The organism is Kribbella yunnanensis (assembly GCF_039529655.1).
GTDB lineage: Bacteria > Actinomycetota > Actinomycetes > Propionibacteriales > Kribbellaceae > Kribbella > Kribbella yunnanensis.
On sequence record NZ_BAAANF010000015.1, the window covers coordinates 1 to 24974 of the forward strand.

20 protein-coding genes and 1 pseudogene are annotated in these 24974 nt (G+C 67.9%); 8 read left to right on the forward strand and 13 right to left on the reverse strand.

The annotated features are described in order from the left end of the window. The 4 genes from ABD231_RS19805 to ABD231_RS19820 form a co-directional block, all read right to left on the reverse strand. A partial coding sequence (locus ABD231_RS19805; protein ID WP_344153764.1) for an ATP-binding protein occupies window positions 1–2547 on the reverse strand: 2547 nt, incomplete at its 3' end. Further along, complete coding sequence (locus tag ABD231_RS19810) at window positions 2544–3107, reverse strand: hypothetical protein (RefSeq protein WP_344153767.1); 564 nt, start codon at window positions 3105–3107, stop codon at window positions 2544–2546. The genes ABD231_RS19805 and ABD231_RS19810, both read right to left, overlap by 4 nt. After that, a complete protein-coding gene (locus ABD231_RS19815) occupies window positions 3107–3394 on the reverse strand; it encodes a hypothetical protein (protein WP_344153770.1) in 288 nt (95 codons plus the stop codon). Before ABD231_RS19815 ends, ABD231_RS19810 begins: the two co-directional genes overlap by 1 nt. Before the next feature lie 49 nt (window positions 3395–3443). After that, a complete protein-coding gene (locus ABD231_RS19820; RefSeq protein WP_344153773.1) occupies window positions 3444–4541 on the reverse strand; it encodes a conjugal transfer protein in 1098 nt (365 codons plus the stop codon). Window positions 4542–5171: 630 nt separating this feature from the next. Here ABD231_RS19820 and ABD231_RS19825 point away from each other — a divergent pair. After that, window positions 5172–6047: an aldo/keto reductase gene (locus tag ABD231_RS19825; protein WP_344153776.1), complete on the forward strand. Its 876-nt coding sequence runs from the start codon at window positions 5172–5174 to the stop codon at window positions 6045–6047. Window positions 6048–6114: 67 nt separating this feature from the next. Further along, window positions 6115–6504: a thioredoxin gene (gene trxA, locus ABD231_RS19830; protein WP_344153778.1), complete on the forward strand. Its 390-nt coding sequence runs from the start codon at window positions 6115–6117 to the stop codon at window positions 6502–6504. A gap of 242 nt (window positions 6505–6746) precedes the next feature. Here the strand turns inward: trxA and ABD231_RS19835 are convergent, their stop codons facing one another. Continuing rightward, entirely contained in the window at window positions 6747–8009 is a 1263-nt protein-coding gene (locus ABD231_RS19835) for an NAD(P)/FAD-dependent oxidoreductase (RefSeq protein ID WP_344153781.1), read from the reverse strand. A gap of 90 nt (window positions 8010–8099) precedes the next feature. On the opposite strand from ABD231_RS19835, the gene ABD231_RS19840 reads away from it, so the two are divergent. Then, window positions 8100–9638: a helix-turn-helix domain-containing protein gene (locus ABD231_RS19840; protein ID WP_344153784.1), complete on the forward strand. Its 1539-nt coding sequence runs from the start codon at window positions 8100–8102 to the stop codon at window positions 9636–9638. Window positions 9639–9850: 212 nt separating this feature from the next. On the opposite strand, the gene ABD231_RS19845 is transcribed toward ABD231_RS19840, so the two are convergent. The 4 genes from ABD231_RS19845 to ABD231_RS19860 all read right to left on the reverse strand — a co-directional run bounded on the left by ABD231_RS19845 (window position 9851) and on the right by ABD231_RS19860 (window position 13165). Continuing rightward, window positions 9851–10435: a DUF305 domain-containing protein gene (locus ABD231_RS19845; protein ID WP_344153787.1), complete on the reverse strand. Its 585-nt coding sequence runs from the start codon at window positions 10433–10435 to the stop codon at window positions 9851–9853. Between the two features lie 149 nt (window positions 10436–10584). Beyond that, window positions 10585–11610: an NAD(P)/FAD-dependent oxidoreductase gene (locus ABD231_RS19850; RefSeq protein ID WP_344153789.1), complete on the reverse strand. Its 1026-nt coding sequence runs from the start codon at window positions 11608–11610 to the stop codon at window positions 10585–10587. Next, window positions 11607–12116, reverse strand: coding sequence for an isoprenylcysteine carboxyl methyltransferase family protein (locus ABD231_RS19855; RefSeq protein ID WP_344153791.1), 510 nt, complete (start codon window positions 12114–12116; stop codon window positions 11607–11609). Before ABD231_RS19855 ends, ABD231_RS19850 begins: the two co-directional genes overlap by 4 nt. Beyond that, window positions 12116–13165 (reverse strand): type III polyketide synthase, encoded by a 1050-nt coding sequence (locus ABD231_RS19860; RefSeq protein WP_344153794.1) that lies wholly within the window; start codon window positions 13163–13165, stop codon window positions 12116–12118. The genes ABD231_RS19855 and ABD231_RS19860 overlap by 1 nt, the downstream gene beginning before the upstream one ends. An 18-nt stretch (window positions 13166–13183) precedes the next feature. Between ABD231_RS19860 and ABD231_RS19865 the strand changes: the two genes are divergently transcribed. Further along, a complete protein-coding gene (locus ABD231_RS19865; protein ID WP_344153797.1) occupies window positions 13184–13984 on the forward strand; it encodes a UbiA family prenyltransferase in 801 nt (266 codons plus the stop codon). A 3-nt stretch (window positions 13985–13987) separates the two neighbouring features. Here ABD231_RS19865 and ABD231_RS19870 read toward each other — a convergent pair whose 3' ends face one another. Further along, a complete protein-coding gene (locus ABD231_RS19870) occupies window positions 13988–14860 on the reverse strand; it encodes a LysR substrate-binding domain-containing protein (protein WP_132175360.1) in 873 nt (290 codons plus the stop codon). Window positions 14861–14984: 124 nt separating this feature from the next. On the opposite strand from ABD231_RS19870, the gene ABD231_RS19875 reads away from it, so the two are divergent. Further along, window positions 14985–16517: an MFS transporter gene (locus ABD231_RS19875; protein ID WP_344153802.1), complete on the forward strand. Its 1533-nt coding sequence runs from the start codon at window positions 14985–14987 to the stop codon at window positions 16515–16517. Between the two features lie 70 nt (window positions 16518–16587). Here the strand turns inward: ABD231_RS19875 and ABD231_RS19880 are convergent, their stop codons facing one another. Beyond that, complete coding sequence (locus tag ABD231_RS19880) at window positions 16588–18069, reverse strand: lysyl oxidase family protein (RefSeq protein WP_344153805.1); 1482 nt, start codon at window positions 18067–18069, stop codon at window positions 16588–16590. Between the two features lie 198 nt (window positions 18070–18267). Here ABD231_RS19880 and ABD231_RS19885 point away from each other — a divergent pair, with 198 nt between their 5' ends. Both ABD231_RS19885 and ABD231_RS19890 read left to right on the forward strand, forming a co-directional pair. Continuing rightward, a complete protein-coding gene (locus ABD231_RS19885; RefSeq protein WP_344153808.1) occupies window positions 18268–20316 on the forward strand; it encodes a fibronectin type III domain-containing protein in 2049 nt (682 codons plus the stop codon). Window positions 20317–20326: 10 nt separating this feature from the next. After that, entirely contained in the window at window positions 20327–21040 is a 714-nt protein-coding gene (locus ABD231_RS19890; RefSeq protein WP_344153810.1) for a DUF427 domain-containing protein, read from the forward strand. Here the strand turns inward: ABD231_RS19890 and ABD231_RS19895 are convergent, their stop codons facing one another. Further along, a complete protein-coding gene (locus tag ABD231_RS19895) occupies window positions 21041–21814 on the reverse strand; it encodes an SDR family NAD(P)-dependent oxidoreductase (RefSeq protein WP_344153812.1) in 774 nt (257 codons plus the stop codon). It abuts the gene before it with no gap. A gap of 149 nt (window positions 21815–21963) precedes the next feature. Between ABD231_RS19895 and ABD231_RS19900 the strand changes: the two genes are divergently transcribed. Beyond that, window positions 21964–24150 (forward strand): bifunctional SulP family inorganic anion transporter/carbonic anhydrase, encoded by a 2187-nt coding sequence (locus ABD231_RS19900; RefSeq protein WP_344153815.1) that lies wholly within the window; start codon window positions 21964–21966, stop codon window positions 24148–24150. Between the two features lie 102 nt (window positions 24151–24252). Here ABD231_RS19900 and ABD231_RS19905 read toward each other — a convergent pair. Continuing rightward, window positions 24253–24924 (reverse strand): annotated as a pseudogene (locus ABD231_RS19905) (phosphatase PAP2 family protein); the annotation flags it as partial. Window positions 24925–24974: the final 50 nt, after the last annotated feature.

Consider the following 24974-nt stretch of genomic DNA (forward strand, 5'->3'; position numbering starts at 1 on the left):
GGGGGTTGGGAGGTCTTGGGGGTCTTCGTCGTCGGCGAAGGGGTCGGCGGGGGTGGGGGTGGTGGGGAGGGCCGGGGTGGGTTGGGTGGCGTGTTCGGATTCGGGGGTGGTGCGGAGGAGGGCGGCTACGCGTTGGCTGGGGATGTCGATCTGGACGGTGGCTACTTCGTCCCAGCGGTCGCGCATGATGCAGTGGCCGTGGCGGATGGATTTGCCGTTGGCTGCGGTGTTGATGCCGCGGACGAGGGTTTGGTACGGCGCGGTTTGGGGGCGGCCCAGCAGTTCGAGGAGGGAGTCGACCTGTTCGCGGGAACGGAGGCTGAAGGCGAAGAGGGTGGTGATCTGCTCGACCAGGCCGGGGAGTTTCAGGATTGAGGCGGGGTCCTGGGTGTCGAGGACCAGGGAGGCGCCCAGGGCTCGGCCTACTCGGGCGATGTAGTCGAGGAAGGAGGCGCCGTCGGGGGTCTTCGTCAGGAGGTGGACCTCGGGGACGATGACGACCTTGGAGCGTCCGCGGAATTCGCGGCGGCCGGTGGTGCGGACCATCCAGGCCAGGCAGCCGCGGAGGCAGGCCATGCCGACGCGTTCGATCGGGGACCAGGACTCGGGGGCCGATTCGGGGGACGGCAGGGTGAGGCCGGGCATCTGGACTACCCAGAGGCCTGGGTTGGTGGTGAGGGAGGACAGGCCTGAGGGTGGGCCGGCTACTACCGAACCGAGGCCGGTTTCGACCAGGTCGCGGAGGGCGAAGCCGACGGTGCGGATGGTTTCGGAGTCGGAGTTGCAGAGGCGCTGGATGACGCCCCACGACGAGGGGTCGGGTGACTGGATCTCGGCGCGGGTGGCGGCCATGACCGGGGCTTCGGCTGCACCACGGAGGTGTGGCGGGAGCAGGAGCATCAGCTGGGACGGTGCCTGCAGGAGGGCGTCGTCGACCGGGAGGACGCGGAGCAGGTCGGCGGCACCCGAGAACTGGGCGGTGATCTCGATGACAGCAGTCGGTACGCCGTACTCCGCCGCGACCGCGGAGACGCCGGCGGCGTCGCCCTTGAGGTCGAGCAGTGGTACCCAGGCGCCGGCGAAGGCGGAGTCGAGGCCGCCGAGCATGGCGGCTGTCGTCTTGCCTCGGCCGGAGCGGCCGAGGAAGAGGGTGGTGGTCGCGTCACCGAGAGCCGAACCGGCGGCGGCGTCGAAACGCACAAGACCTGGTGTGGAACCGGTTAGGTAGCCGATCGCGGGACCGGTGGCGTCACCGATCGACGCGCCGCCCCAGAACCAGGAGCCGAAGAACGCGGTCGACTCGCGGACGTGGCCGAGGTCGGGGACGCGGAGCTGGTCGCCGGGGAGCGACTCGAGCCACAGGTCGCGCTGCTCGTCGGCACCGGGGGCGACGGTGATGCCGCGGTCAGCGTAGTGCGCGATGACGGCGTCGACATACGCCTCGAGGTCCTCGCGGGTGTCCGCGCTGACCAGGAGGCGGGGGTGGTCCTCGACCAGGGTGAGGCCGCTGCGGTTGATGTCGCGCTTGACCTCGCGCATCACGCGCTCGGTCTCGACGATCTCGTCCGCGGTCTCTTCCGCGGTGCCCTTGGCAGCCGAACGGCGCTGTTCCTTGGCGCTCTTGCGGGTTTCGTCGACGAGGTGCCGGGCGGTCTTCTTGGTGAGCACGCGGAAGCGGACGGAGGCCTCGACGGTCACGTCGATCTCGTCGCCGTCGTCGTCGATCGCCTTGATCTCCGACAGCGTGCGCAGCCACTCCCCCGGGCCCGGGGTCTCGAGCTCTTCGGGGAAGTCGGTCATCGCGAGGACAGTCGTGTACGCCGCGATCTGGCCGCGCGAGTCGTAGATGCGCAGGTGGTCGGTGTACGGCACGACGCGGCCGGAGGTCAGCCGGGCCAGCGAGGCGCCGGTGATCAGGCCGCGACGGGGTGCGGCCACGGCGCCGCGGTGCATCTCGCGACTGATCAGCCAGGAGATGACCTCGGCGGGGGCGGTGTGGGCACGCCACACGGTCGAGCCGAGCTGACGGCCGAGTTTGCGGACCCGCTCGTCCAGGTGGGCGAGCTCACGGGCGCTGACCCGCCAGGACGTCGTACCGAGGGCGTCGCTGATCGAGCCGCGGACCTGGGCGGTCGCGCGGGGGTCGCGGTCACTGAGGTGTACGCCGAGGGCGACGTACCGCTCGGGCATCCGCATCTCGTCGATCCGGTCGGCCCTGGTCTGCGCCCAGGCCTCGTGGTCGCCGAGCCGGTAGTGGCCGGTGACGGAGTCGATGTAGTCCTGGCCGGTGGATCGGCCCCAGACCACCTTGAGGTGGCTGAGCCGGTCGCCGAGGATGGTCGCGGCGGCGCTCACCGCGGCGTCCAGGGCGGCGTCCTGCTCGGCCTCGGTGGCCAAGTCGGTGTTCGCCACCGAGATCAGGAACCATGCCTCGGCGCTGCGTTCGGTGACGAGCAGGCCGTCGGCGATGGCCACCAACCGGGGCGGCGGCAGGCCGCGTTCGCGGCCGACACCCACCAGGTTCAGGAGCTTGTCAGCGATCTTCATTCGTGCACCTTCCCTGACGAATTCCTGCGACTGACCCTCCGCACGTGGTCCGCCCCGAGGAGGCGGGCGCGCTGGTTCACGGTGATGTCCGCACCCGCGCGGACCATCGGATCCAGCTCCACCACGACCTCGCGTTCCCATTCGGGGGTCACCCGGGCCTTCGCCAGGTTGGCCACCTTCTGGGTCGCGACGCGCTCACGCCATGGCAGGTACTCCGTCTTGTCGGCGGCCCGGGCGCCGAGTCCGATGATCGGGCGATGGGCGCGCAACGCGTAGCGGACGGCCAGCGCCCACTCGGTCACGCGGCGACGGCGTTCGTGGAACTTGCCGGGGCGCCAGCCGAACGCCGTGATCACGAACGGCGGAACGACGTACAGGCTGACGGTGCCCTTCTGGGGCACCCCGACGAACGGGAACAGCAGCGCGATCCAGGCCAGGATGATCACCGCACCGAAGATGATCATCCGGCGTCGCGCGCCCTCTCCGAGGTCGATCCCGAGCAGGTCGTACTGCCGGGTCTCGATCTCGAAGTGGTGGGTCAGGGTACGGCCGACGCGCATCAATTACCCCCGGAGAGCAATCCCCAGAAGCCCTTCAGCACATTGATGGTCTGGTTGTTCGCATAGATCAGCCCACCGACCAGCACCCCCGCGGCGATGTGGCCGAACAACTCGCCCCACTCGCGCTTGAAGTAGTGCCCGATCGCGCGCAGGACCAGGATGGCGATGAAGATGTTGCCCGCGATGACCAGGACCCAGTCCTTGAAATCCGCGCCGGTCGGGACATTGGCGTTGGCCAGTGGCGCGACGAGCTGAACCACGCTCGCAGCCAGTTCATGCGTCGTCATTGCGGTGTCTCCCTTGGTGCCTCGGTCGTCCGACGGCGGGTTGCTGTGGTCATCCGACGGCAGCCACTTGCCATCGTTGTGCTCCGTCCGTGGCGACAGTACGCCGTAACGTGAGCGTGTACGTCTGGTCGAGGGTGGTGTCTCCCACCCCGTCCCAGGTGACGGCAGCGGTCGCCCGCCGCTCGTCGTCGTTACCGGTGTAGACCTGCCAGTCCTTCAGTTCGCCGAACTTCACGGCGCCGTTCAGACTGCGGATCGTCGAGCCGGGGGCGGTCACGGCCGACACCTTGTTGTCGGACTCGGCATACGCGCTGAAGAACGCTTCGGCGTCCTTGTTCGTTGCGGCCGTCAGAGCATCGTCCGGTACGCCGGCCTCGGGCATGTTCTCCGGCAGTGCCGCACGACCGTCCGGTACGAACGTCGGCGGGCCACTGGCCACGACGCGGGCCGCGGTCCGGGCGACCGGGACGGACAACCGCTGCCAGACGAACTGGCCGGCGGTCATCGCTCTGCCCTTGAGGTAGTACTGCTGGACACGGACCCGTACGTCGACCTTGGCGACCACGCCACCGGGGTCGACCTTGACCTCGCCGGGGTAGGCGGTCACAGCGACCTGCTTGCCGCGTCCGTTCCACCCCGCGCGGCTGTCCAGACCGGCGGCCAGGTCGAGCCCGACCTGGGCCGGACGGGCCTCCGGGTTCTGCTCGTCCCAGGACAGGTAGGAGATCGCGTACCGGGTCGCGATCGCGCGGGCTTCCTCGACGGGGTAGCTGTTCTGGCTGCCGACCACGGTGTCGGGCGTCCGGTTCGGGCTGACCCAGGACCGGATACCGCTGATCGCCGCGAGCAGCAGGACCGCGACCACCAGGCCGCGGAAGAAGCGTCGTGCCCACGTGGAGAAGGACGACTCGGGCTCGGTCGCCCACGGGGGCTGACCTGGCTCCAGCGACTCTCGGACGGGACCAGGGGCCGCATGGGCGCCGTGCGGCGAGCGCTGCCGCAGCCGCTCCGGGGTGCGCTGACCAGAGCCTTGCCGCTGCTCACCGGGTGTCGGCTGCTGACCTGGCTGTGGGTGACCTTGGACCGGCTGACCCTGCTGACCGGGCTGCTCCGGCGGGCGGGCACCGGGGCGACGAGGCGGAGCCATCACTCCGCCAGGCGGAGGAGTCTGCGGCGCCGAGTACTGCGCGGCTACGCCCTGTGCCTGGCGAGGGGTGGGTGACACCGGACCGTCGGGGTGGGCCCACCACTCCGGTGCGGTGTTCTGTTGGCGTCCCCGGGCGGCCTTCTTGGGTCGCCGCTGGTCCGACCAGTGTTCACCTTTTGGCGGCAGATTCAGCACTGTTCGCCACCAACTCATCGCTACCCGCCCCTCAGACAGCAGTTACGCGGACAGTAGCCGGGAGAATACGGCAAGCAACTGTCCACCGGGAGACCTGAGACCAGGATCCGGATGCTCCATCGCTCCCCGCAGCCATACTGTTACCCCAGTTGCGGGCAGTGTCACCCTCGAACGCCAAGCGTGACACCTTCGGTACCGTCGCCATAGCTCCTCTCTCATTCCCGCGTCGTCGATCGGGCAGCGCACACCATGCCACACCGCTCGGACAGATTCGAAAATCCGTGCGAACAACATGGTAAAAGACCACACCAACTGATCACGCATAGTAACCGATCCGCGGACTTCCCTGTGGAAAACTCTCCCGTGGCGAGGGGTCAAAACGTCCATGTCAGGGCATAGGGTCGGAGTACCCCCTGCTACCCCTGGAGGACCAGGATGGAAACTCGCCGACTCGGCCGGCTCGGCCACCGGAGTTCGGTGCTGATCTTCGGCGCCGCTTCGCTCGGCGGCGTCGACCAGGACCGTGCTGACGCATCGATCCAGGAGGCGCTCGATGCCGGGATCAACCATTTCGACGTCGCCGCCGACTACGGCGACGCGGAGCTCCGGCTCGGCCCGCGGATGCCGGAGATCCGGGACCGCATCTTCCTCGCGACCAAGACCGGGCGCCGGACGTTCGAAGAGGCCTGGAGCGAGATCAATCGTTCGCTGGAACGGTTACAGACAGATCATGTCGATCTGATCCAGATGCACGCGGTCTGCGATCTGGAGAATCTCGACCTCGTCACCGGCAAGGGCGGTTCGCTCGAGGCCGCGATCCGGGCCAAGGAAGAGGGTCTGGTCTCAGCCATTGGGATCACCGGTCACACCGCGCAGGCGCCGGCCGTGCATCTGGAGGGACTGCGCCGGTTCGACTTCGACAGCGTGCTCACCCCGCTCAACTACCACCTCTCGACGGATCCCCAGTACGCCGCGGACTACGCCGAGCTGGTTGCCGCCGTACAGGCTTCGGACGCCGCCCTGATGACGATCAAGATGATCGCCCGGCGGGGTTGGCGCGACGGCGAGGAGAAGACGTACGACACGTGGTACCGGCCGTTCGACGAGCAGCGTTATGTGACGGCGGCCACCGCCTGGCTGCTGAACGGGCACCCGGAGATCGCCGGGCTGGCGACGGCGGGCGAGACGCGGCTGCTCCAGCAGATGATCATCGCCGAGCGCGAGCGGGCCGAGCTGACCCCGGAGGACGCGGCTTCCATCCTCCAAGAGGTCCAGGACTACGCTTCCCCGTTCATCGACATGCCGATCTGAGCCGAGGGAACACTCGCGGGTGGTTCGGTGTTGAAGCGCGTGTAGTCGTCTAACTTCGGAGGTCGTAGTGGCAACGGTCGAGCTGTCCCAGGAGAACTTCGACGAGGTCGTGAGTGGTGAGGGCCTCGTCCTGGTCGACTTCTGGGCGGAGTGGTGCGGTCCGTGCAAGATGTTCGGGCCGGTGTTCGAGAAGTCGTCCGAGGAGCACACCGACATCAAGTTCGGCAAGGTGGACACGGAGGCGCAGGTCGAGCTGGCCCAGGCCTTCCAGATCCAGTCCATCCCGACCCTGATGGCCGTCCGCGACGGTGTCGTCCTCTACTCGCAGCCGGGCGCTCTGCCGGCGCCGGCGCTGGAGGACCTGATCAAGCAGCTGCGCGCCGTGGACATGGAAGAGGTCCGCGCCCAGATCGCAGCGCACGAGGCCGAGCACGGTACCGAGCCGCACACGCACTGACGCATTCATCAACGAAGCCCCGGGCAGGTGTCCGGGGCTTCGTTGGTTGATGGGAGCGGGCCCTGGGCAGGAGATCAACGGCCAGGGCCCGCTCCAGGTGCTGACCGTTGCGGTGCAGTGAACCCTGGTGGTTGCCGGGCGGGTGAGGCTGCCGTCCGGAAGCGGTTCACGCGACTGCCGCGAGAGGTGTGGTCAGTACCGGGCGGAGGGACCGATCGACGCCGGTCCCTCCTCGAAGAGGTTCAGCGCAAGGGGTCGAACGGGGCGAGCTCGGCCGGGGTGCGGCCGGTGGTGATGGTCTCGGCCAGCAACTGGCCGGTGATCGGGCCGAGCGTGATGCCCCACATGCCGTGTCCACCGGCGGCGTACACGCGCGGGGACTTGGTGGCACCGATGATCGGCAGACCGTCCGGAGTACAGGGCCGCGGGCCGACCCACTCGAAGGTGCGGGCGTCCAGGTCGGCGTCCCGCAGCAGCGGCCGGGCCGCCTCCACGATGGCGTTGATCCGGCGCGGGTCCAGCTTCGCCTCCGGCTTGCGGAACTCCATCATCCCGGCGACACGCAGCCGGTCGCCGAGCGGCGTACAGGCGACCCGCTGGGCCGGGAAGTAGACCGGTCCGGCCGGCACGTGCGCGATCGGGACGCTGAAGCTGTAACCACGACCAGCCTGTACGACGGTCTTCACGCCGAAGTCCTTGGCCAGATCGGTCAGCCACGCGCCAGTGGCCATCACGACCGCGTCGAACGGGTCGGTCTCGCCGTCACCGGTGACCAGGCGGACGCCGCGGATCTCGTCCACGATGTCCTTCACCACGACGCCGGTGATGATCTGGCCGCCGCGGGCGACAACCGAGTCGGCCAGCAGCTGGACGTACTCACCGGGGTTGATGAAGCGCTGACCGTGCAGCCGGATGGCCGCACCGATCTCGTCGGACAGCGACGGCTCGATCTCGCGAGCGTCGTCACCGCTGATCGCCTCGAACTCGATGCCCTGACCGGCGGCGTGGATCTGCTCGATCTCCTCGAGCAGCACGCTGCGCTCGGCCTCGGTCCGGTACGCGGCCAGGAAGGACTTGGCCTCGTAGGTCTGCGCCTCGACCCCGGCCTTGGCCAGGAAGTCGAAGGCCGGCAGCGCCTGGCGGTTGATCGGGACCAGCGAGTCCATCGCTGTCTTCCAGCGTCCGGCGGTGCTGTTGCGAGCGAAGCGGGTGAGGAAATTGAGGAGCCGCGGGCTCGCGGTCGGCGGAACGTACACCGGGGAGGAGGGGCTCAGCACCGCACGGACGCCGTACTTGAGGACGGCCGGCTCCGGCAGCGGGGTGGCCAGGCCGGGCGTCAGCCAGCCGGCGTTACCCCAGGACGCACCTGCGGCGACACCTTCACGGTCGAGCACGGTGACCTCGACGCCGGCCTCCTGGAGGAACCAGGCGGTGGCCAGACCAACCATGCCCGCGCCGACGACGGCGACGCGATCAGGAACGATGTGTGTGGAGTCAGCGACCATGTATTGATGGTGCGGCCGCTTGAGACACCTGTCATGGTGCGATCACACCATTCACGGGACAAATGACTGTGCTCAGCGCACAATAACCTCATGATCACCGCGCCTGACCTAATCGTCGCCGTCGGTCCCGCCCTGTTCGAGGTGGTGGTGACGGGCAAGGGGGACAACGAGGTCCGGGACGTCTTCCTGGCGGATCCGCAGGAGCCAGCCACCGGTCACCCGGGCGACCTGGTCCTGGGACTCGGGCTGCGCAACGCCGAGGACGCCGTGGAGTTCGTGGAGCGCTGCGCGGCCGGAAACGCCTCTGGGGTCGTTCTCCGTACGACGCTCGCCCGGGACCCGGCCGTGGTCGCGGCAGCCGAGCGGTGGTTGCTCACGCTGGTCGCACTGCAGCCGAGCGTCGCCTGGGCGCACGTGGTCTGGCTGCTGCGCGGTGTCATCGACCGAGCGGCCGCACCGGACTCCCCCGTGGCCGGTGACGCCGGCGTACACCAGGAGCTGTTCGCACTGGCGGACGCGGCCAGGGCGATCGTGGACGCGCCAGTGACCATCGAGGACAACCAGTCGCGGGTGCTGGCGTACTCCTCTGGTCAGGACTTCACTGACCCGGCTCGGGTCTCCACCATCGTCGGCCGTCGGGTTCCGCCTGAGGTGATCGCACACTTCCGGGCTCGCGGGGTGTTCAGACGACTCGCACGGTCCAGTGAACCGTTTCTGGTGCCTGAGGGGCCGAACGGGATCCGCCCGCGCCTCATCGTGCCGGTGCGGGCCGGTGGCGAGTGGCTGGGGTCCATCTGGGCTGTGGTGGACGGTCCGGTCAGTGACGAGGTGATGGCTGAGCTCAGCAACGCCGCGTCTGTTCTGGCACTGCATCTGCTCCGGTTGCGGGCTCAGGCGGATGTCGCACGGCGCAGTGCCATCGACAGGCTCCGGACTGTGCTCCGACAGTTCTCCCCGGACAATCCGCTCGATGTGCGCCTCCCACCGCGACCATGGCGGGTTGTCGCACTCTCCTCGCCTGAGGGGTACGACGTACCGCAGCAGCTCGACCTGTGGGAGTCGACCGGCCGGCGGCACGGCTGGAGCGACCCGCACCTCGCTGACCTGGACGGGACCGTACTTGCGGTCGTGACCGATACGGAGGGCCCTGGATCGTGGCCCTGGCTGGCCAAGCTGGTCGCGGACCATGCGAAGGGCTCTATTGCTGCGGCCGGCGGTCCCGCCCGCGGACCGGCCGATCTGCCGAGCTCACGGGCCGAGGCGGTCGAACTGCTCGGCCTTGTACGGCGTGGGGTCGCACCAGGCCCGGTGTTGCGCGTCGAGGAGGCGTGGCACGTGCTGACCGTGCACCGGGCGGTGTTGTCGCTGGACGTGAACAAGATGGACGGTCCGCTCGCGACACTGCTGCGGCACGACATCCAGCACGACACCGGGTTCGTCGAAACTTTGCAGGCGTGGCTGGAGTATCCGGGCCAGCCGCAGCGGGCTGCCCGGGAACTGCATCTGCACACGAACACCTTGCGGCACCGGATGAAGCGGATCGGCGAGATCGCCGCACTCGACCTGAGTGATCCACTGGAACGACTGGCATTACAGCTGCAGATCGCCGCCGTACGAACGGAGCACTGAGTTCCCGATCCGGGCTGAGATCTATGCCACAGGGTCATGTAACAAGGCTTCATTTACCGGCAATGGTTGAGCAACATCCGGCTGACAGAGTCTTCCTTGTCGCTGATCGAGCTCTTCACCAGGGAGCTCGAGGAGTGACCGGGGTTGGACTCTTCACCAGGGAGCCCAAAACCACTGGGCCCGGCGGTTGTCTGAGCGACCGCCGGGCCTACTCAATTCTTCGCGAGTGCTGCTAGTTCTTTGAGCTGGGCCGCGCGGCTGGTCTGGATCTCGCCGGCCAGGTACTTCACGGCGGCGTCCTTGCCGTTGGTGCTGATGTCCTTGGCCAGGACGATCGACTCGGTCAGGTGCTCTTTCAGGTTCTTGGCGAAGAGCTGATCGAAGGCGGGGCCGGAGGTTTTGCCGAGGGCAACGATCTCGGGTTCGGTCATCATCCCGTTCATGTCGTGCCCCACGTGCGGGTTGCGGACCGGCATCCCGGAGCGGGTCCGGTTCAGCTTCAGCTTCTCGACCTCGTCGCGGTGCCCGCCGGCCACTGTGGTCGCGAACCTCCGGACGGCCGGGTCGGCGGCCTGCTTCTCCGCCATGCCGAGTACCTGGAGGAGCTGCTCGTCCATCGGGATCATCAGTTCGATCCAGGCCAGGTCGAGGGAGTTGAACGACGGGTCGATCTTCCACTCGGACGCCGGTGCACTGGTCGCGGTCGCGGGCGGAGCCGCAGGCGGCGGTGCGGCCGCATTGGAGGATCCGCACCCGGCGAGGGCGGCCAGGAGCGCGAGGGCAGCAAGAGCTTTCATGGGACGGACTCCTCGGGGCGGAAGGAGGCGGGCGGGTGTCGAGCGGCAGTTAGGGGCAGGGTACCGAGAGTGGCGGATGAGGTACAGAGGGTGGCGGAAAGCCGACAGGGGTACGGCGGATCGCCGACAGGGCCGGTGTGTTTTGTTGCCTAGGACAACCTGTTGACGATGTGAGCGTAGATGCCGGGGAGGCGGGCGGCGGCGGGGACGATGTGAGGGGCCAGCAGGCTGCGGTTGCGGGCCCAGAGCAACGATGCGGTGAGGAGGCGGCACTCGCGGGAGACTCGGCGCCAGGCGGCTTCGTAGTCGGCTGGACGGTCTGCGATGACGCAGTCGACGAGCTCGGCGGAGGTGCGGAGTGCTACTGCGATTCCCTCGCCGGTGAGGGCGTCGATGTAGCCGGCGGCGTCGCCGACTAGGAGGACTCGGCCGGATACTCGCTGGTGGACGTGTTGGCGGAGGGGGCCGGCACCCATGACGGTGCTGGCGGGGGTGGCGCTGGACAGGCGGCGCTTGAGGGCGGGGAACGCGTCTAGGTGCGAGTCAAGCGTCCCGCGGGCGGTGGTGAGGACGGCTACGCCGACCAGGTCGTCGGCCACCGGTGTCACGTACGCCTCCCCCAGCGGAGACCAGTAGACCTCGACCAGGTCTGTCCAGGGAGAGACCTGGTAGTGCCTGCGGAGTCCACGACGGGTCGGGGCGCTTTGGGCGGTCCGCTCCCCCGACAACCCGAGTTGGCGGCGGATGGGTGAGTGGAGGCCGTCGGCGGCGGCCAGGTAGCGGGCGGTGTGGCCGGCGGCGGTTACCGAGGTGGTGTTCTGGGTGATGGGGCCGACTCGGGCGGGGATGACGGGGACGTTCAGTTCGGCGAGGCGGTCCAGGAGTGCCTGGTGGAGGGTGGTACGGCGGACGCCCAGGCCGGGGCCGGCGGTGAAGCGGGCGTCTACGGAGTGGTCGGCGTCGAGGTAGCGGATGCCGTGGAAGGGGCGGCCGGTGAGCTCCACACCTAGGCGGTCCAGGTAGTTGACGGCGCTGTGGGCGATGCCTTCGCCGCAGGCTTTGTCGATCGGGCCTTGGCGGGGTTCGAGGACTACCACGGACAGACCGGCCAGCGCTGCTCTGATCGCGGTGGCTGCTCCAGCAGGGCCGCAGCCGGCGACCAGGAGGTCGATCACTTGACCAGGGCTGCGTTGAGCGCGGCTTCCTCGGTGCGGATGCGTACGGCGAGCAGCGGGATGTTGAGCAGCGTGAAGACCACCGCGGTGATCCAGCCGGTGTGGACGAGCGGTAGCGCGATCCCCTCAATCACCACGGCCACGTAATTGGGGTGCTTGAGCAGCTTGTACGGTCCGCGCGCCACTAGGTGCAGACCCGGTACGACGATCACGCGGGTGTTCCACTGGTGACCGAGCACGCTGATGCACCACCAGCGCAGTGCCTGCGACAGCACGACGAGTGCGAACATCGTCCACCCCAGTGCGGGGATGAACGGGCGCTGGAACGACTCCACCAGGCACGCAACCAGCAGTCCGGTGTGCAGGACCACCATGAACGGGTAGTGCCCGCGCCCGGACTCCACACCGCCCTGGGCGAAGCTCCACTTGGCGTTGCGCAGCGAGACCACCAGCTCGGCGACGCGTTCGAGACCGACGAGCACCACTAGGACGACGTACCAATTCATCAGGGCCACTCCAGTAGTACTAGCTCGGAACAGAATCCTGGGCCCATGGCTAGCAGGAGGCCCATGCCCGAAGGATGCAGGGTGAGCGTGTCACCGAGCACGTGCAGCACCGATGAGGAGGAGAGGTTTCCGACTGCATCGAGGGACTTCCAGGTCAGGTCGAGCGCACCGGGTCTCAGGTCGAGCGTTTCGGCTACTGCTTCCAGGACCTTCGGGCCGCCGGGGTGGCTGACCCAGGTGCCGATCTCGGGCACGGTCAGGCCGTGGTCGGCCAGGAATCCTCTGACGTCACCGCCAAGGTACTTGCGCACCACCTCCGGCACATCCGCGCCCAGGACGATTCGGAAACCGCCGGAGCCGACGTCCCAGCCCATGACTCGCTCAGAGTCGGGATACAGCCGACTCCGGGTCGCCAGGACGGAGGGTCCGGTCGCTTGCGGGTGTTCGGAGCCTGTCAGCACTACTGCGGCCGCACCGTCGCCGAAGAGCGCTCCACCGACCAGGTTGGGTAGTGAGGAGTCGTCGCGCTGCAGGGTGAGCGAGCAGAGCTCGACAGACAGCAGTACGGCGACGTGCTTCGGCCAGGCGAGCAGGTAGTCGTGCAGCCGCGCTATCCCGGCCGCACCGCCGACGCAGCCCAGTCCGAAGAGCGGTAGTCGCTTCACGTCTTCCCGCAGCCCTAATCGGACCGCGACTCGCGCGTCTATCGATGGGGCGGCTACTCCGGTGACTGTGGTGAACATCAGTACGTCGACGTCCGACAGCTCTAGTCCTGCGTCGGCAACTGCGCCGGCGACCGCCTCGGCGCCCAGGTCGACGGCTGCTGCGATCCAGGCGTCGTTCGCGGCGCCGAAGTCCTTCAGGACGCCGTACTGCTCAAGTGGCAGAGCCAGGTGGCGTGAGGACACACCTGCGTTCGCGTGCAGTCGGCGCAGCAGTGCGTTTCCACGGCCGTCCGGCAGGCAGATCGCAGCGAAGGCGTCGGTGAGCTCTGCCTGCTCATAGCGGTACGGCGGCAGCGCCGGTCGGACCGCTGCGATCCGCGTCATCGTGACATCGTGGTGTCGGTGAGAGCGCTGAAGGGACTGGTACTCGCCTGCCATCTCGGACCGACCGTCGCGGTCACCGCGCTGGTGACCGCAGTGGCGTGGTCGGCCGGGCGTAGTCCCGCCGGATGTCTCCTGGTCGCAGCAACCATCCTCACCGGCCACCTCTCGATCGGCTGGAGCAATGACGCGATAGATGCCGCCCGCGACACCATTGTGAACCGGAAGGACAAGCCGGTGGTGCGCGGACTGGTGAGTCGCCGCACGCTGGCGGTCGCAGCCGGGCTCATGCTGGTTGTCACCATCCCCGTCTCGCTGGCCAACGGAATCGCGGCCGGTCTGGTTCACCTGCTGTTCGTAGCCTGCGCCTGGGCCTACAACCTCGGACTGAAGTCCACCGTCATCTCCTGGCTCCCGTACGCCGTCGCGTTCGGCGGACTGCCGTCGTTCGTCACCCTGGGAACCAGCCACACGTGGGCACCGTGGTGGGCCACCACAGCCACCGCTCTACTCGGGGTCGGTGCCCATCTGGCAAACGTCGTACCGGACCTGCAAGACGACCTGGCAACAGGCGTACGCGGCTGGCCACAACGCCTCGGCACTCACGCTCGCCTACTAGCTCCCCTCCCCCTCGCAGTCGCCACTGCGCTGCTCGTGATCGCCCCGGCCGGTCCTGTCGGGCTAGTGGGCTGGGTCGCACTGGTAGTCGCTGCAGGCCTGCTCACAACAGTCGTGGCGTGGCGGGACGCACCGTTCCTGGTGACGATTGCAATAGCTGCTGTGAGCGTGGTGACGCTGGTACTGCGTGGCGGGGTTCTCTAAGCACTAGGCGGCGTCGGGCTTGAGGGGGGCGTTGCTGCCGAGGATGGCGGCGGTTAATGCCTCTGCTGGTTCTTTGGCGGCTCGGGGGTTGGTGATGAGGACCAGGTCGATGGCGGGCAGCTCTGGGAGGCCGGCGCTGGGTGGGGGTTCTACTAGGTCGGCGGGCATCAGGGTGCGGGCGAAGATGGCTATGCCTAGGCCGGCTCGGACTGCGGCCAGTACGCCGTTGACTCCGCGGACTATGCAGGTGATTCGGCAGGAGCGGCCCGCCTGCTCGAGGGTTTGGACGCCTAGGGAGCGGCTGAGGCTGGGGGCTTGGTAGGCGACCAGGGGGACTGGGCCGTCGGGGGCTATGCGGGTGCCGGCGATTCCGGCCCAGACGAGGGGGTCTCGGCGGACCAGGCGGCCGTTGGGTTCGTAGCCGGTGCCTACGGAGTGTTTGACGTAGGCGAGGTCCAGGTGGCCGGACTCTACTCGGCGGAGCAGGTTGGGGCTTTGGGCGACTGTTAGTTCCAGGTCGATGCGGGGGTAGAGCTGGCGGAAGTCGCGGAGGATGCGCGGAAGCGGAGTGAGGGCGAGGTCGTCGGTGACGCCAAACCTCAACCGCCCGCGGAGTTCGGAGCCGGTGAAGTAGCCGGCGGCTTCCTCGTGGGCGGCCAGGATGGTGCGGGCGAAACCGGCCATGGCGTCGCCGTCGGCGGTCAGGGTGACGGTGCGGGTGTCGCGCAGGAACAGCGGGCGGCCGACCGCGGCCTCGAGCTTGCGGACGTGCTGACTGACCGTGGGTTGCCGGATGCCCAGCCGCTCGGCGGCCTGGGTGAAGCTCAGCGACTGGGCGACGGCGAGGAACGTCCGCAGCTGGTCCGGGTCGTACATCGATAGACCTCCTATCACGGGACGCAATAAGAGTAATAGGAGTAATTCGCTGTCGGAATTCAGGACCCATCGACCAGGATGGACATGTCCTCCCCTGACAACCCCACTCGTGTAGGGAACTCCTTTGACCACCCGGACCAGCGGTCCTGTCCGAGAAGCCGACTACCACACTCACACTTCAACAAAACAAGGCAAAACCACCAGCCGCCCCGGGTTCCGCGAAACTTTCAGCGCCTTGCTGGTGCGCAACTTCCGCCTCCTGGTCAGCGGTCTGCTGGTCAGTTCGACCGGCGGCTGGATCCAGCGCATCGCCCAGGACTGGCTGGTGCTGACGATCACCGGCAGCGCGACCGCGGTCGGCATCACCACCGCCCTGCAGTTCCTCCCCACGCTCCTGCTCGGCCTGTACGGCGGCGTCCTCGCGGACCGATTCCCGAAGCGAAGGATCCTGCTGGTCACCCAGATCTCGATGGGCGTGGCGGCCGCCGTACTGGCGGTGCTCGCGTTCACCGGCGACGTGCAGGTCTGGCAGGTCTACACGATGGCCCTGTTCCTCGGCCTGGCCACCGCGGTCGACAACCCGACCCGCCAGTCGTTCGTCACCGAACTCGTCGGCCGCGACCGGGTGCGGAACGCGATCAGCATGGTCTCGTCGACCTTCCAGCTCGGCAGCATGATCGGTCCGGCGCTCGGCGGCGTACTGCTCGGCACGCTCGGCGCCGGCTGGGCGTTCGCGATCAACGCGTGCACGTTCTTCGCGTCGATCACGGCGCTGACATTGATGCGTGAGAGCGAGATGCCCGCGCGCAAGGCCGCCAGGCAGACCGGACTGCGGATCCGCGATGGGCTGCGCGACGGCCTGCAGTACGCGTTCCACGAACCCGCCGTCCGCTGGGCGATCGCACTCGTCGGCATCTACGGCATGTTCGCGATCAGCCTGCCGGTGACGCTGACGGCGTTCGCGGACCGCGTCTTCCACACCGGCGCTACCGGGTACGGCGTACTGAACTCGGTGGTCGCGGTTGGGGCGCTGGCCGGTGCGTTGCTGTCGGCGCGCAGGGTTCGGCCGACTCGGCTGCGCAACCTGGTCGGGATTGCTGCTCTGCTGACGATCACCGAGGTGCTGGCCGCGATCCAGCCGTCGCTGTGGACGTTCATCCCGGTGCTGGCCGCGATGGGGATGGCGACGCTGATGTTCCTGACCGCGTGTCAGTCGATGGTGCAGCTGACCACGCCGGACGGTCTGCGCGGCCGCGTGTCCGGGATCTACAACCTCGTGTTCATCGGCGGCGGCGCGATCGGCGGTCCGCTGGTCGGACTGATCGCGCAGAACTTCGGCGCCCGGGTCAGCCTCGCCCTGGCCGGCCTGGTCCCGGCGATCGCCACTATCGCCATCGGTCTCCGCCTTCGTCGCGACGGTCGGTTCCGGGTCGTCCTGGTGCGCACCCGCTCCCCCTGGCACCAGGTCCCGCTCCGACTCACCCTGCAGCAGAACACGATCCAGCTCTCGGCGCCCGCCCACGTTGAGCACCCACCAACCAACAACGCGCACGAGAAGTGGTCGAGCGGTGCTCAAGGTCGGAGTTCGGGGTCGACGGAGCGGTGCCCGGCCGGCGCGCGCCCGCGGCGATCACGGTTGCGCAGCACCCGCCGGTAAGCAAACGCGCAGACTCAGGTAGCAAAAGAAGACCCCGGAGGTGGGGCGAGCCACCTCCGGGGTCCAGCCTTTACGGGACGTTGATCACGCCGACCGGCGGGACCTTGACCGTGCGGGCGCCCTTGACGCCGCCCAGGATCACCTTGCGCAGGGCGACGTTGTTCTTGGTGTTGCCCTCGAAGAGCTTGCCCTCCGGGTTCGCCTTGACCTCGACGAAGTACTCGCCGTTCGGCAGGTTGGTGATGTCGAACGACTGGCCCGGCCGGAACTGCTCGTAGGTGTCACCGGATCCGACGTCCAGGACCTCACGCACCGACAGCGACGTGTGGTCGCCGCAGGCGGTGTGCAGGTCGGTGTTCATCGGGTGCCAGTTGGCGTTCTTCACCGTGTAGTCGATCGAGTCGGTCGCGGCCAGGCAGAAGGCTTCCTTCTGGCTGCGGACGACCTCGGACTGCTTGGCGTTCAGCAGGCTGTAGCGGGCGAAGTCGGTGAAGTGCCAGTGGGTGTGGCCTTCGCGCGGGTCCCACTCCATCGTGCCGGTGTTCTGGTACCCGATCTCCTTGCCCTTGTCGTCGTAGAAGTACTGGAACGCGTCCATCACGTCCTTGCCCTTCTGACGGAACCCGTCCAGCACCAGCGGCGACGGCCCGGCGTTCCACACGGTCGCCGAGAAGGCCAGGAAGTCCTTGCCCGCGTCCGGTGTCCCCGCTTCACCCGGCGCGACCTGGATCCCCCAGGCCGGTACCGAGACCAAGTCCGGCTTCGGACCCTTCGGCGTACTGGGCTTGCCGGTCGGGCGCGCGGCGTGCGCCTTCAGTGCGACCCCCTTCTTGGCCTCCGAAAGCCCCTTGGCCGCGATGCAGCCCCGGACACCGTGCCCCGGGTCGCAGTGGTCCTCGTGCGTGACCGTGACGTTCAAGGTCACCGACGACTGGTTCGCCGGAATCTTGAAGTAGTCACGGAACTTCTTGTTCACCGAGACCGTGGCCTTGTACTTGCCCTCGGCGATCTTGACCGGCTCCTGACCCCACCAGGCGGTGTTGACCGACCAGCCCTTCTGCACTCCCCACACCGCACCTTGGGTGAACGGGTTGGCCCGGCAGTCGTCCGGGTACGGCGAAGTGGCCGGCGCATCCGGCCTGGTCCGCGAACCCTCGCCGTTCAGGCAGAGCGTCTGGTCGATGTCGAGTGCCTTCTTGCCTGCCGCATCGACGAACGTGATGTGCAGGAACTTGGACAGGCCACCGAAGTCGGTGACGAATCCCTTCGGCAGCGCCACGGCCTTGCCGTTGACGATCTGCTTGGCGACCACCGGCGAGTTGTAGTTCGCCCGCGTCGCGCGCACCTCGATCGGTGCATTGCCGGCCACCAGGTGGGTGCCGAGATTCAGGTCGATTCCCTGCTCCGGGTCGCCGGACAGCGTGATGTCCGTCGCCGGCGCGACCAGGGCCAACGCGGGCCTGGCGGGCGCCGCGGAACCTGCAGCCGAGGCGCTGGTCGCCGCGATGGCGACCAATCCGGCAGCACTGGCTGCCGCTATCGCCGTACGCACGGCTTTGTTTGACGTGATGATGATGGAACCCCCTCCACATCGGGCCGGGTCCTCACGAACCGGCCTCTGTGCGTACGACGCGCAACCCCCCTCCCACGGTTGATCACAGTCGTGTGCCAGCAGTGTCACAGCCCATACACAGAGTCATCGGGCCTGAATACTTGACGATGTAAATTAAGCGACCCTACGCTCGGCCCCGTGAACAGACGCCGTGTCACCACTGTCCTGGCTGCCGTCGCTCTGGTGACGACGACAGCCGTGATCGCCCCTGCCGACGCCGCAAAACCACTGCCCGTCAAGGACCCGCGCCCGGTTCCGGCGAAGTACCCGCAGGTCGCCGCCACGCCGTACCTGGGGTGGAGTTCGTGGAGCCTGCAGTCGACCAACTACCCGGGTGTGAACCCGGACGGTCCCGGCAGCTTCATCAGCGAGAAGAACATCCTCGCCCAGGCCAACGCGATGGCCACCAAGCTCAAGCCGTACGGCTACGAGTACATCAACGTGGACGCCGGTTGGCAGGACGGCGGTGACGAGTACGGTCGGCCGGTCGCGAGCGCGAAGCGGTTCCCGCGCGGGATGAAGGCGGTCGGCGACGACATCCACAAGCTCGGGCTGAAGTTCGGCATCTACACCGTGGTCGGCCTCGGCCTGGACGTCTACCGCGAGGGCAACACGCCGATCTACGACGCACCCGGCTGCTTCACCCGCGACATCGTCTACCCGGACCTGCGCAAGACCAACGGCTGGGACGCGGCGTACAAGATCAACTACGAGAGCCCGTGCGCGCAGAAGTACGCGGACTCGATCACCAAGCTCTTCGCGAGCTGGGGCGTGGACTTCATCAAGATGGACGGCGTCGGCCCCGGCTCCTGGAAGGGTGCGCCGGACGACCCGAACCACAACAACACCGAGGACGTCGAGGCGTGGTGGCGCTCGGTGCAGAACGCCGGTCGCCCGATGCAGTACACGCTGTCGTGGTCGCTCAGCCACCGGTACGCCGAAGTTTGGAAACAGAACTCGAATGGCTGGCGGATCGACACCGACGTGGAGTGCTACTGCGACACGATCGTCCGGTGGGACGGTTCGGTGAAGCAGCGTTGGTGGGATCTGCCGCAGTGGATCGACGATGCAGGTCCGGGGCACTGGAACAACCTGGACGCGATCAATGTCGGCGTCGGCGAGATGGACGGCCTGAACGAGGCCGAGCGGCAGAGCTACATGAGCTTCTGGGCGATCAACGCGGCACCGCTGTTCGTCGGTGACGACATGACCAAGCTCGACGCCTACGGCCTGAAGTTGCTGACGAACCGCGAGGTCATCGCGATCAACCAGTCCGGCAACCCGGCCCGCCCGCTGAACCAGGACCAACTGCAGCAGACCTGGTACGCCAAGAACGCCGACGGCAGTGTCACGGTCGGTCTGTTCAACCTGGCCGAGACTCCGGCCACTGTGACCGGTGACTTCGGGCAACTCGGCATCAACGGCAAGGCGACCGTCCGGGACATCTGGGCCGACCAGAACACCCGCAACGTCTCCGGCTCGGTCAGTGCGGCTCTGCCTGCGCACGGTTCGAAGCTGTACAAGATCACCCCGAACGACCGCCCGTCGGTGAGCATCCCGGCCGACGTGACCGCGACCGACGTCAGCCGCACGACCACGTCGTTGACCTGGCGGCCGAGCACCGGCGCGACGTCGTACAAGGTCTATGCGAACGGTAAGCAGGTCGCGACGAGCTCGACCACGAGTGCCGTGGTCACCGGGCTGCTGCCGCAGACGCAGTACGCGTTCACGGTGAAGGGCGTCAACGGCGGTCGTACGTCGGCAGCGAGCGCACCAGTCACGATGTTGACCGCGAAGAACGGCGGGCCGGTGCGGTACGAGGCCGAGGCATCGACCAGCACGCTCACCGGCAACGCCAGCGCGAACGGCTGCAGCCTGTGCTCGGGCGGGAAGAAGATCGGCAACATCGGGTACGACGCCTCGGTCACCCTGAACGGAATCACCGTGCCGACGACCGGGACGTATCTCGTGAAGATCGCCTACACCGACGGCGACACCAGCCGGCAGAGCATGCTCACGGTGAACGACGGTGACAGCTACTGGGTGAACTACCACGGTCTCGGCGACAACGACTGGGGTACGCCGCAGGTGGTCTACCTGCCGGTCAAGCTCACCGCCGGGTCCAACTCGCTCAAGGTCAGCAACCCGTCCGGCTACATCGCGGACATCGACTGGATCACCGTCTGATACTGGGGGTATGAGCGACTACCCCTTGCCCTTCGTCCCACCTGGTGGCAGCGCGCCGGTCCCTCGCCGGATCCGCGCGCTGCTCGACGGCCAGGCCGTCCTCGACACCCAGAACGCGATCTACCTCTGGGAGTTCCCGCCGTACCCGCAGTACTACGTTCCGCTCGCGGACGTGGCGGACGGCGTACTGGTCGATACCGGGGAGACGAAGGTCTTCGAGCACGGGGTCGCGCGCGTGCACACCGCCGGTCGCGGCAAGGCCTGGGTCTACGACGAGCTGGATCGAGTCCGCTTTCAATGGGATGCGTTGGACAGCTGGTTCGAGGAGGACGAAGAGGTCTTCGTGCACCCGCGGAACCCGTACTCGCGGTGTGACGCGATCCGGTCCAGCCGCCACGTGCAGGTGTCCTGGGACGGCGTGGTTCTGGCGGACTCGACCTCGACCGTCATCGTCTTCGAGACCGGGCTGCCACCGCGGTACTACTTCCCCCGGACCGCGGTGAGCTTCGAGCACCTGACCTCGAGCGAGACCCAGACGGCGTGCCCTTACAAGGGCCGCACCTCCGAGTACTGGTCGATCGGCGGCCAGGACCTGGCCTGGTCCTACGACTTCCCGACTGCCGCACTGCTCCCGATCAGCGGACTCGTTGCCTTCTTCAACGAACGCGTCGACCTGAGCATCGACGGCGTACCGATCGAGCGTCCGGTCACCCCGTTCTCGTGATCAGATGATCGACGCGATCCCGCCGTCCATCGTGACGACCGCGCCGGTGACGTAACTGGCCTTGGACGACGCGAGGAAGATCGCGACGTTGGCGACCTCGGCGGGACCGGCCGGGCGACCCAGCGGGATGTCGGCGACCATCTCGGTCAGCAACTCCTCCCGCGGCCGGCCGGTGGCGCGGGTCGCGGCGTCCAGACGATCATCGATCCGGCCGGTCAGCGTCAGACCAGGGTTGACCACATTCACCCGGACCCCCTGTCCCGCGTACGCCTTGGCATAGCCGACCGAGGCGAGCATCAGGGCCGCATTCGCAGCACCGCCGCCGATGTGCAACGGGTTGGCCGACTTGCCGCCCGAACCGACCACGTTCACCACCGCCCCGCTGCCGCGCTCGGCCATCCCGCGGATGACCGCCTCGGTGGCGTGCATGTAGGTGAAGTACTTCGACTCCATTGCCTCGTGCAACGTCTTGCTGCTGAGCTCGTCGATCGGGATCTGCCGCGCGGCGCCCGCGCAGTTGATCAGGATGTCCGGTACGCCGATCTTCGCGAACACCTCGGCGGTCGCGTCGGCATCGGTCAGGTCGGCGAGCTCCGGGATGAACTCGAGCCCCTTGGCCGCCAGCTCTTCCCGCGCCTGGCCGAGGTTGACCGGGTTGCGGGAGATCCCGAAGACCGTCGCGCCCTCCCAGGCCAGCGCCTCGGCACAGGCCAGCCCGATGCCCTTGCTGGCTCCGGTGACGACGGCAACTTTTCCGGACAGTTGCAGATCCACTGCATTCCTCCTCGATGCTTCTGGCAACGAATTAGCACAATCGCTTGGGTGGGCTTGAGCAGCCCAGTACAGTGAGTGACTAGATCGACACTCTTTGTTTCGACGCCAGATGCCGTGAGCACCAGACGCCGGAGGGACCCGTGCCGACCATGTCAACTTCCCATTCACCACCGGCCTCTTCCTTGAGGTCCATCCTTCACCATGACCTACCGGCTTCGCTGGTGGTCTTCCTGATCGCAATACCGCTCTCCCTGGGGATCGCCGCAGCATCGGGCGCACCGCTGATCGCCGGCCTGGTGGCCGCGGTCGTCGGCGGTGTGGTCGCCGGTGCGCTCGGCGGTTCACCCCTTCAGGTCAGCGGCCCCGCCGCGGGCCTGACCGTTGTCGTCGCGGGCCTCGTCGGCCAGTTCGGGTGGGCCGCCACGGCCGGCATCACCTGCGCTGCCGGTGTGGTCCAGATTCTGCTCGGAGTCACCCGGATCGGGCGGCTCGCGCTCTCCCTCTCCCCCGCTGTCGTGCACGGCATGCTCGCGGGGATCGGCGTCACCATCGCCGTTCAGCAACTCCATGTCGTCCTCGGTGGTCAGGCGCAGAGTTCGCTGATCGCCAACCTGGCGGCCCTTCCCGGCCGTCTCGTCGCGCACCATCCGCACTCCGTGCTGGTCGGTGTGCTGACCGTCGCGATCCTGCTTGTCTGGCCGCGACTATCCAAGGTCAACGTGGTTCCGGCACCGCTCGTCGCGGTAGTTGCCGTGACAGCACTGGCCGCGGTCTGGATGCCTGATGTCACCCGGGTGAACCTGCCGGACCAGCCGTTGCAGGAGCTGATCCTGCCGGCCATCCCGGATGGCACACCGGGCCAGATCATGGCCGCGGTGCTGACCGTCGCGCTGGTCGCAAGCGTTGAGTCGTTACTGTCGGCCGTTGCCGTCGACAAGTTACACAATGGCAAACGCAGCAACCTCGATCGCGAGCTGATCGGGCAAGGTGCGGCCAATGCGGTCTCCGGCGCTCTCGGTGGGATGCCGGTGACCGGAGTGATCGTGCGGAGTTCGACCAACGTCGCGGCCGGCGCCAAGTCGCGTGCCTCGGCGATCATGCACGGTCTCTGGATCGCGGCCTTCGTCCTCGCGGCCGGCTCGATGCTCGAGCTGATCCCGATGGCGGCACTGGCCGGCGTACTGCTGGTGACCGGGCTGCGACTCGTGCAGCTCGCTCACATCCGCACGTTGCGCCGCCACGACGAGCTCCTCGTGTACGTCGTCACCGGGGCGGGCGTCGCCGTACTCGGACTGGCCGAAGGAGTGCTGATCGGTCTGGTGCTCGCGATCGCGCGGGTGCTGTACCGGTTGTCGAGGGCAACGGTCACCGTGACCGAGCAGGACGACGGGTGGTGGACCGTGCAGATCCGCGGAACCCTCGTGTTCCTCGGCGTCTCGTCCTTGATCCGGACGCTGCGGTCGATCCCGACCGGGGCCCGGGTCCGGGTCGATCTGTCGGTCAACCATCTCGACCACGCGGCGTACGAAGCGATCGAGGACTGGCGTCGCGGTCACCTCGCCCGCGGCGGCTCGGTCGAGTTGAACCGGATGGCCTTCCGGGCTGCCCTGCGCTCCACCCCCACGCGCCGGCTGCTGCCCTGGCAACCCCAGGTGATCGCGGCGCCGGACCAGCGCGCCTCGATGCTCGACGGCATCCGCGCGTTCGAGGCGTCGGCCGACGACATCCGGCCGATGCTTGCCCGGCTCGCCGCGGACGGGCAGCGCCCGACGCAGCTGTTCATCACCTGCGCCGATTCGCGAATCGTGCCGAACCTGATCACCTCGACCGGCCCCGGTGATCAGTTCTGCGTGCGCAACATCGGCAACCTCGTCCCGCCGAACGGCTCCGACAGCAACTCTGTCGACGCCGCGATCGAGTTCGCGGTCGAGGTGCTCGGGGTCAAGTCGATCGTGGTCTGCGGGCACTCGCACTGTGGCGCGGCCGCGGCCGCACTGGGCGCGAAGGCTCCGGCCGGAACCGGCCTGCAGAACTGGCTGCGCCACCTCGAACCATCAGTACGGCGGGCAGTCGCGATCCCGGACATCGTCGATCCGGCCACCGGGGTGAAGCTGTCGCCGGCCGACAAACTCTCGGTCGCGAATGTCGGCGTACAACTGTCGAACCTGCGCAGTTTCGCCTGCGTCCGCAAGGCGGAGGCTGAAGGTCGGCTGGAGCTGATTGGGCTCTGGTTCGACATCGGTGCGGCCGCAGCCCGACTGGTTCTCGATCGGGAGCCTTATCTGGTCCGCGCCGACGAAGAGCTCGCCACCGCGGGCCGCCGTACCGTTCGCTGACGATCGACCCCGGTGCCGCCCCCTCGCGCGGCACCGGGGACTCTGCTGATACCTTCCCCGCCCCACCACCCCGGTCACCACGAGCAACGGGATCGCAAGTGCGATTGCGACCAGGCCGTCGTACCAGTAGTGGTTCGCGGTCACCACGACCACCGCGAACGTCAGCACCGGATGTGCGATCCACAACCAGCGCCAGCGGGAGGTCGAGATCCGGATGAGCGCGACCGCGATCAGGAACGCCCAGCCGACATGCAGACTCGGCATCGCGGCGAACTGATTCGCCAGACCCGCGTCGGCATCCGCGCCGTACACGGACTGACCTAGTACGACGCCGGTGTCGACCCAGCCCGGCATCATCCGCGGCGGCGCCAGCGGGAACAGCAGATGCCCGATCAGCGCCAACCCGGTCAGCGAAGCGAGCGCCCAGCGCACCTGTCCGTAGACATCCGGCCGCCGGATCATCAGCCAGAGCAAGACCGCCGCAGTCAGCGGGAAGTGCACGCCCGCATAGAAGAGGTTGGCGCCCTCGGCCAACCCCGTAATCTGCAGCGCACTCCCCTGCACCGCCGCCTCACTCGGCAACCCGGCCGCGCGCTCCCACCCGATCAGGTCCTCGGCATGCCGGTACGCCGATCCTGCGTGGCCGGCCGACACCAGCCGGCCGAGGTTGTACGCCCCGAACAGGACGGCCAGCAACCCGACCTCCCGCACGATCCGCCGCACCCCTCCGCGCTGCGGATCCACCCCGACTCGCTCCAGAGCCAGCTGCGCCACGTCGTCCCCCAGACCTCAAACCGAACGCTCGTTCTCTGAGTTTCCACTCT

Coding starts and splice junctions, on each gene's coding strand:
- ABD231_RS19810 (WP_344153767.1), bottom strand. CDS start 3,107: ATGCGCGTCGGCCGTACCCTGACCCACCACTTCGAGATCGAGACCCGG.
- ABD231_RS19815 (WP_344153770.1), bottom strand. CDS start 3,394: ATGACGACGCATGAACTGGCTGCGAGCGTGGTTCAGCTCGTCGCGCCA.
- ABD231_RS19820 (WP_344153773.1), bottom strand. CDS start 4,541: ATGGCTCCGCCTCGTCGCCCCGGTGCCCGCCCGCCGGAGCAGCCCGGT.
- ABD231_RS19825 (WP_344153776.1), top strand. CDS start 5,172: ATGGAAACTCGCCGACTCGGCCGGCTCGGCCACCGGAGTTCGGTGCTG.
- ABD231_RS19835 (WP_344153781.1), bottom strand. CDS start 8,009: ATGGTCGCTGACTCCACACACATCGTTCCTGATCGCGTCGCCGTCGTC.
- ABD231_RS19840 (WP_344153784.1), top strand. CDS start 8,100: ATGATCACCGCGCCTGACCTAATCGTCGCCGTCGGTCCCGCCCTGTTC.
- ABD231_RS19845 (WP_344153787.1), bottom strand. CDS start 10,435: ATGAAAGCTCTTGCTGCCCTCGCGCTCCTGGCCGCCCTCGCCGGGTGC.
- ABD231_RS19855 (WP_344153791.1), bottom strand. CDS start 12,116: ATGAATTGGTACGTCGTCCTAGTGGTGCTCGTCGGTCTCGAACGCGTC.
- ABD231_RS19860 (WP_344153794.1), bottom strand. CDS start 13,165: ATGACGCGGATCGCAGCGGTCCGACCGGCGCTGCCGCCGTACCGCTAT.
- ABD231_RS19870 (WP_132175360.1), bottom strand. CDS start 14,860: ATGTACGACCCGGACCAGCTGCGGACGTTCCTCGCCGTCGCCCAGTCG.
- ABD231_RS19890 (WP_344153810.1), top strand. CDS start 20,327: ATGAGCGACTACCCCTTGCCCTTCGTCCCACCTGGTGGCAGCGCGCCG.
- ABD231_RS19900 (WP_344153815.1), top strand. CDS start 21,964: ATGTCAACTTCCCATTCACCACCGGCCTCTTCCTTGAGGTCCATCCTT.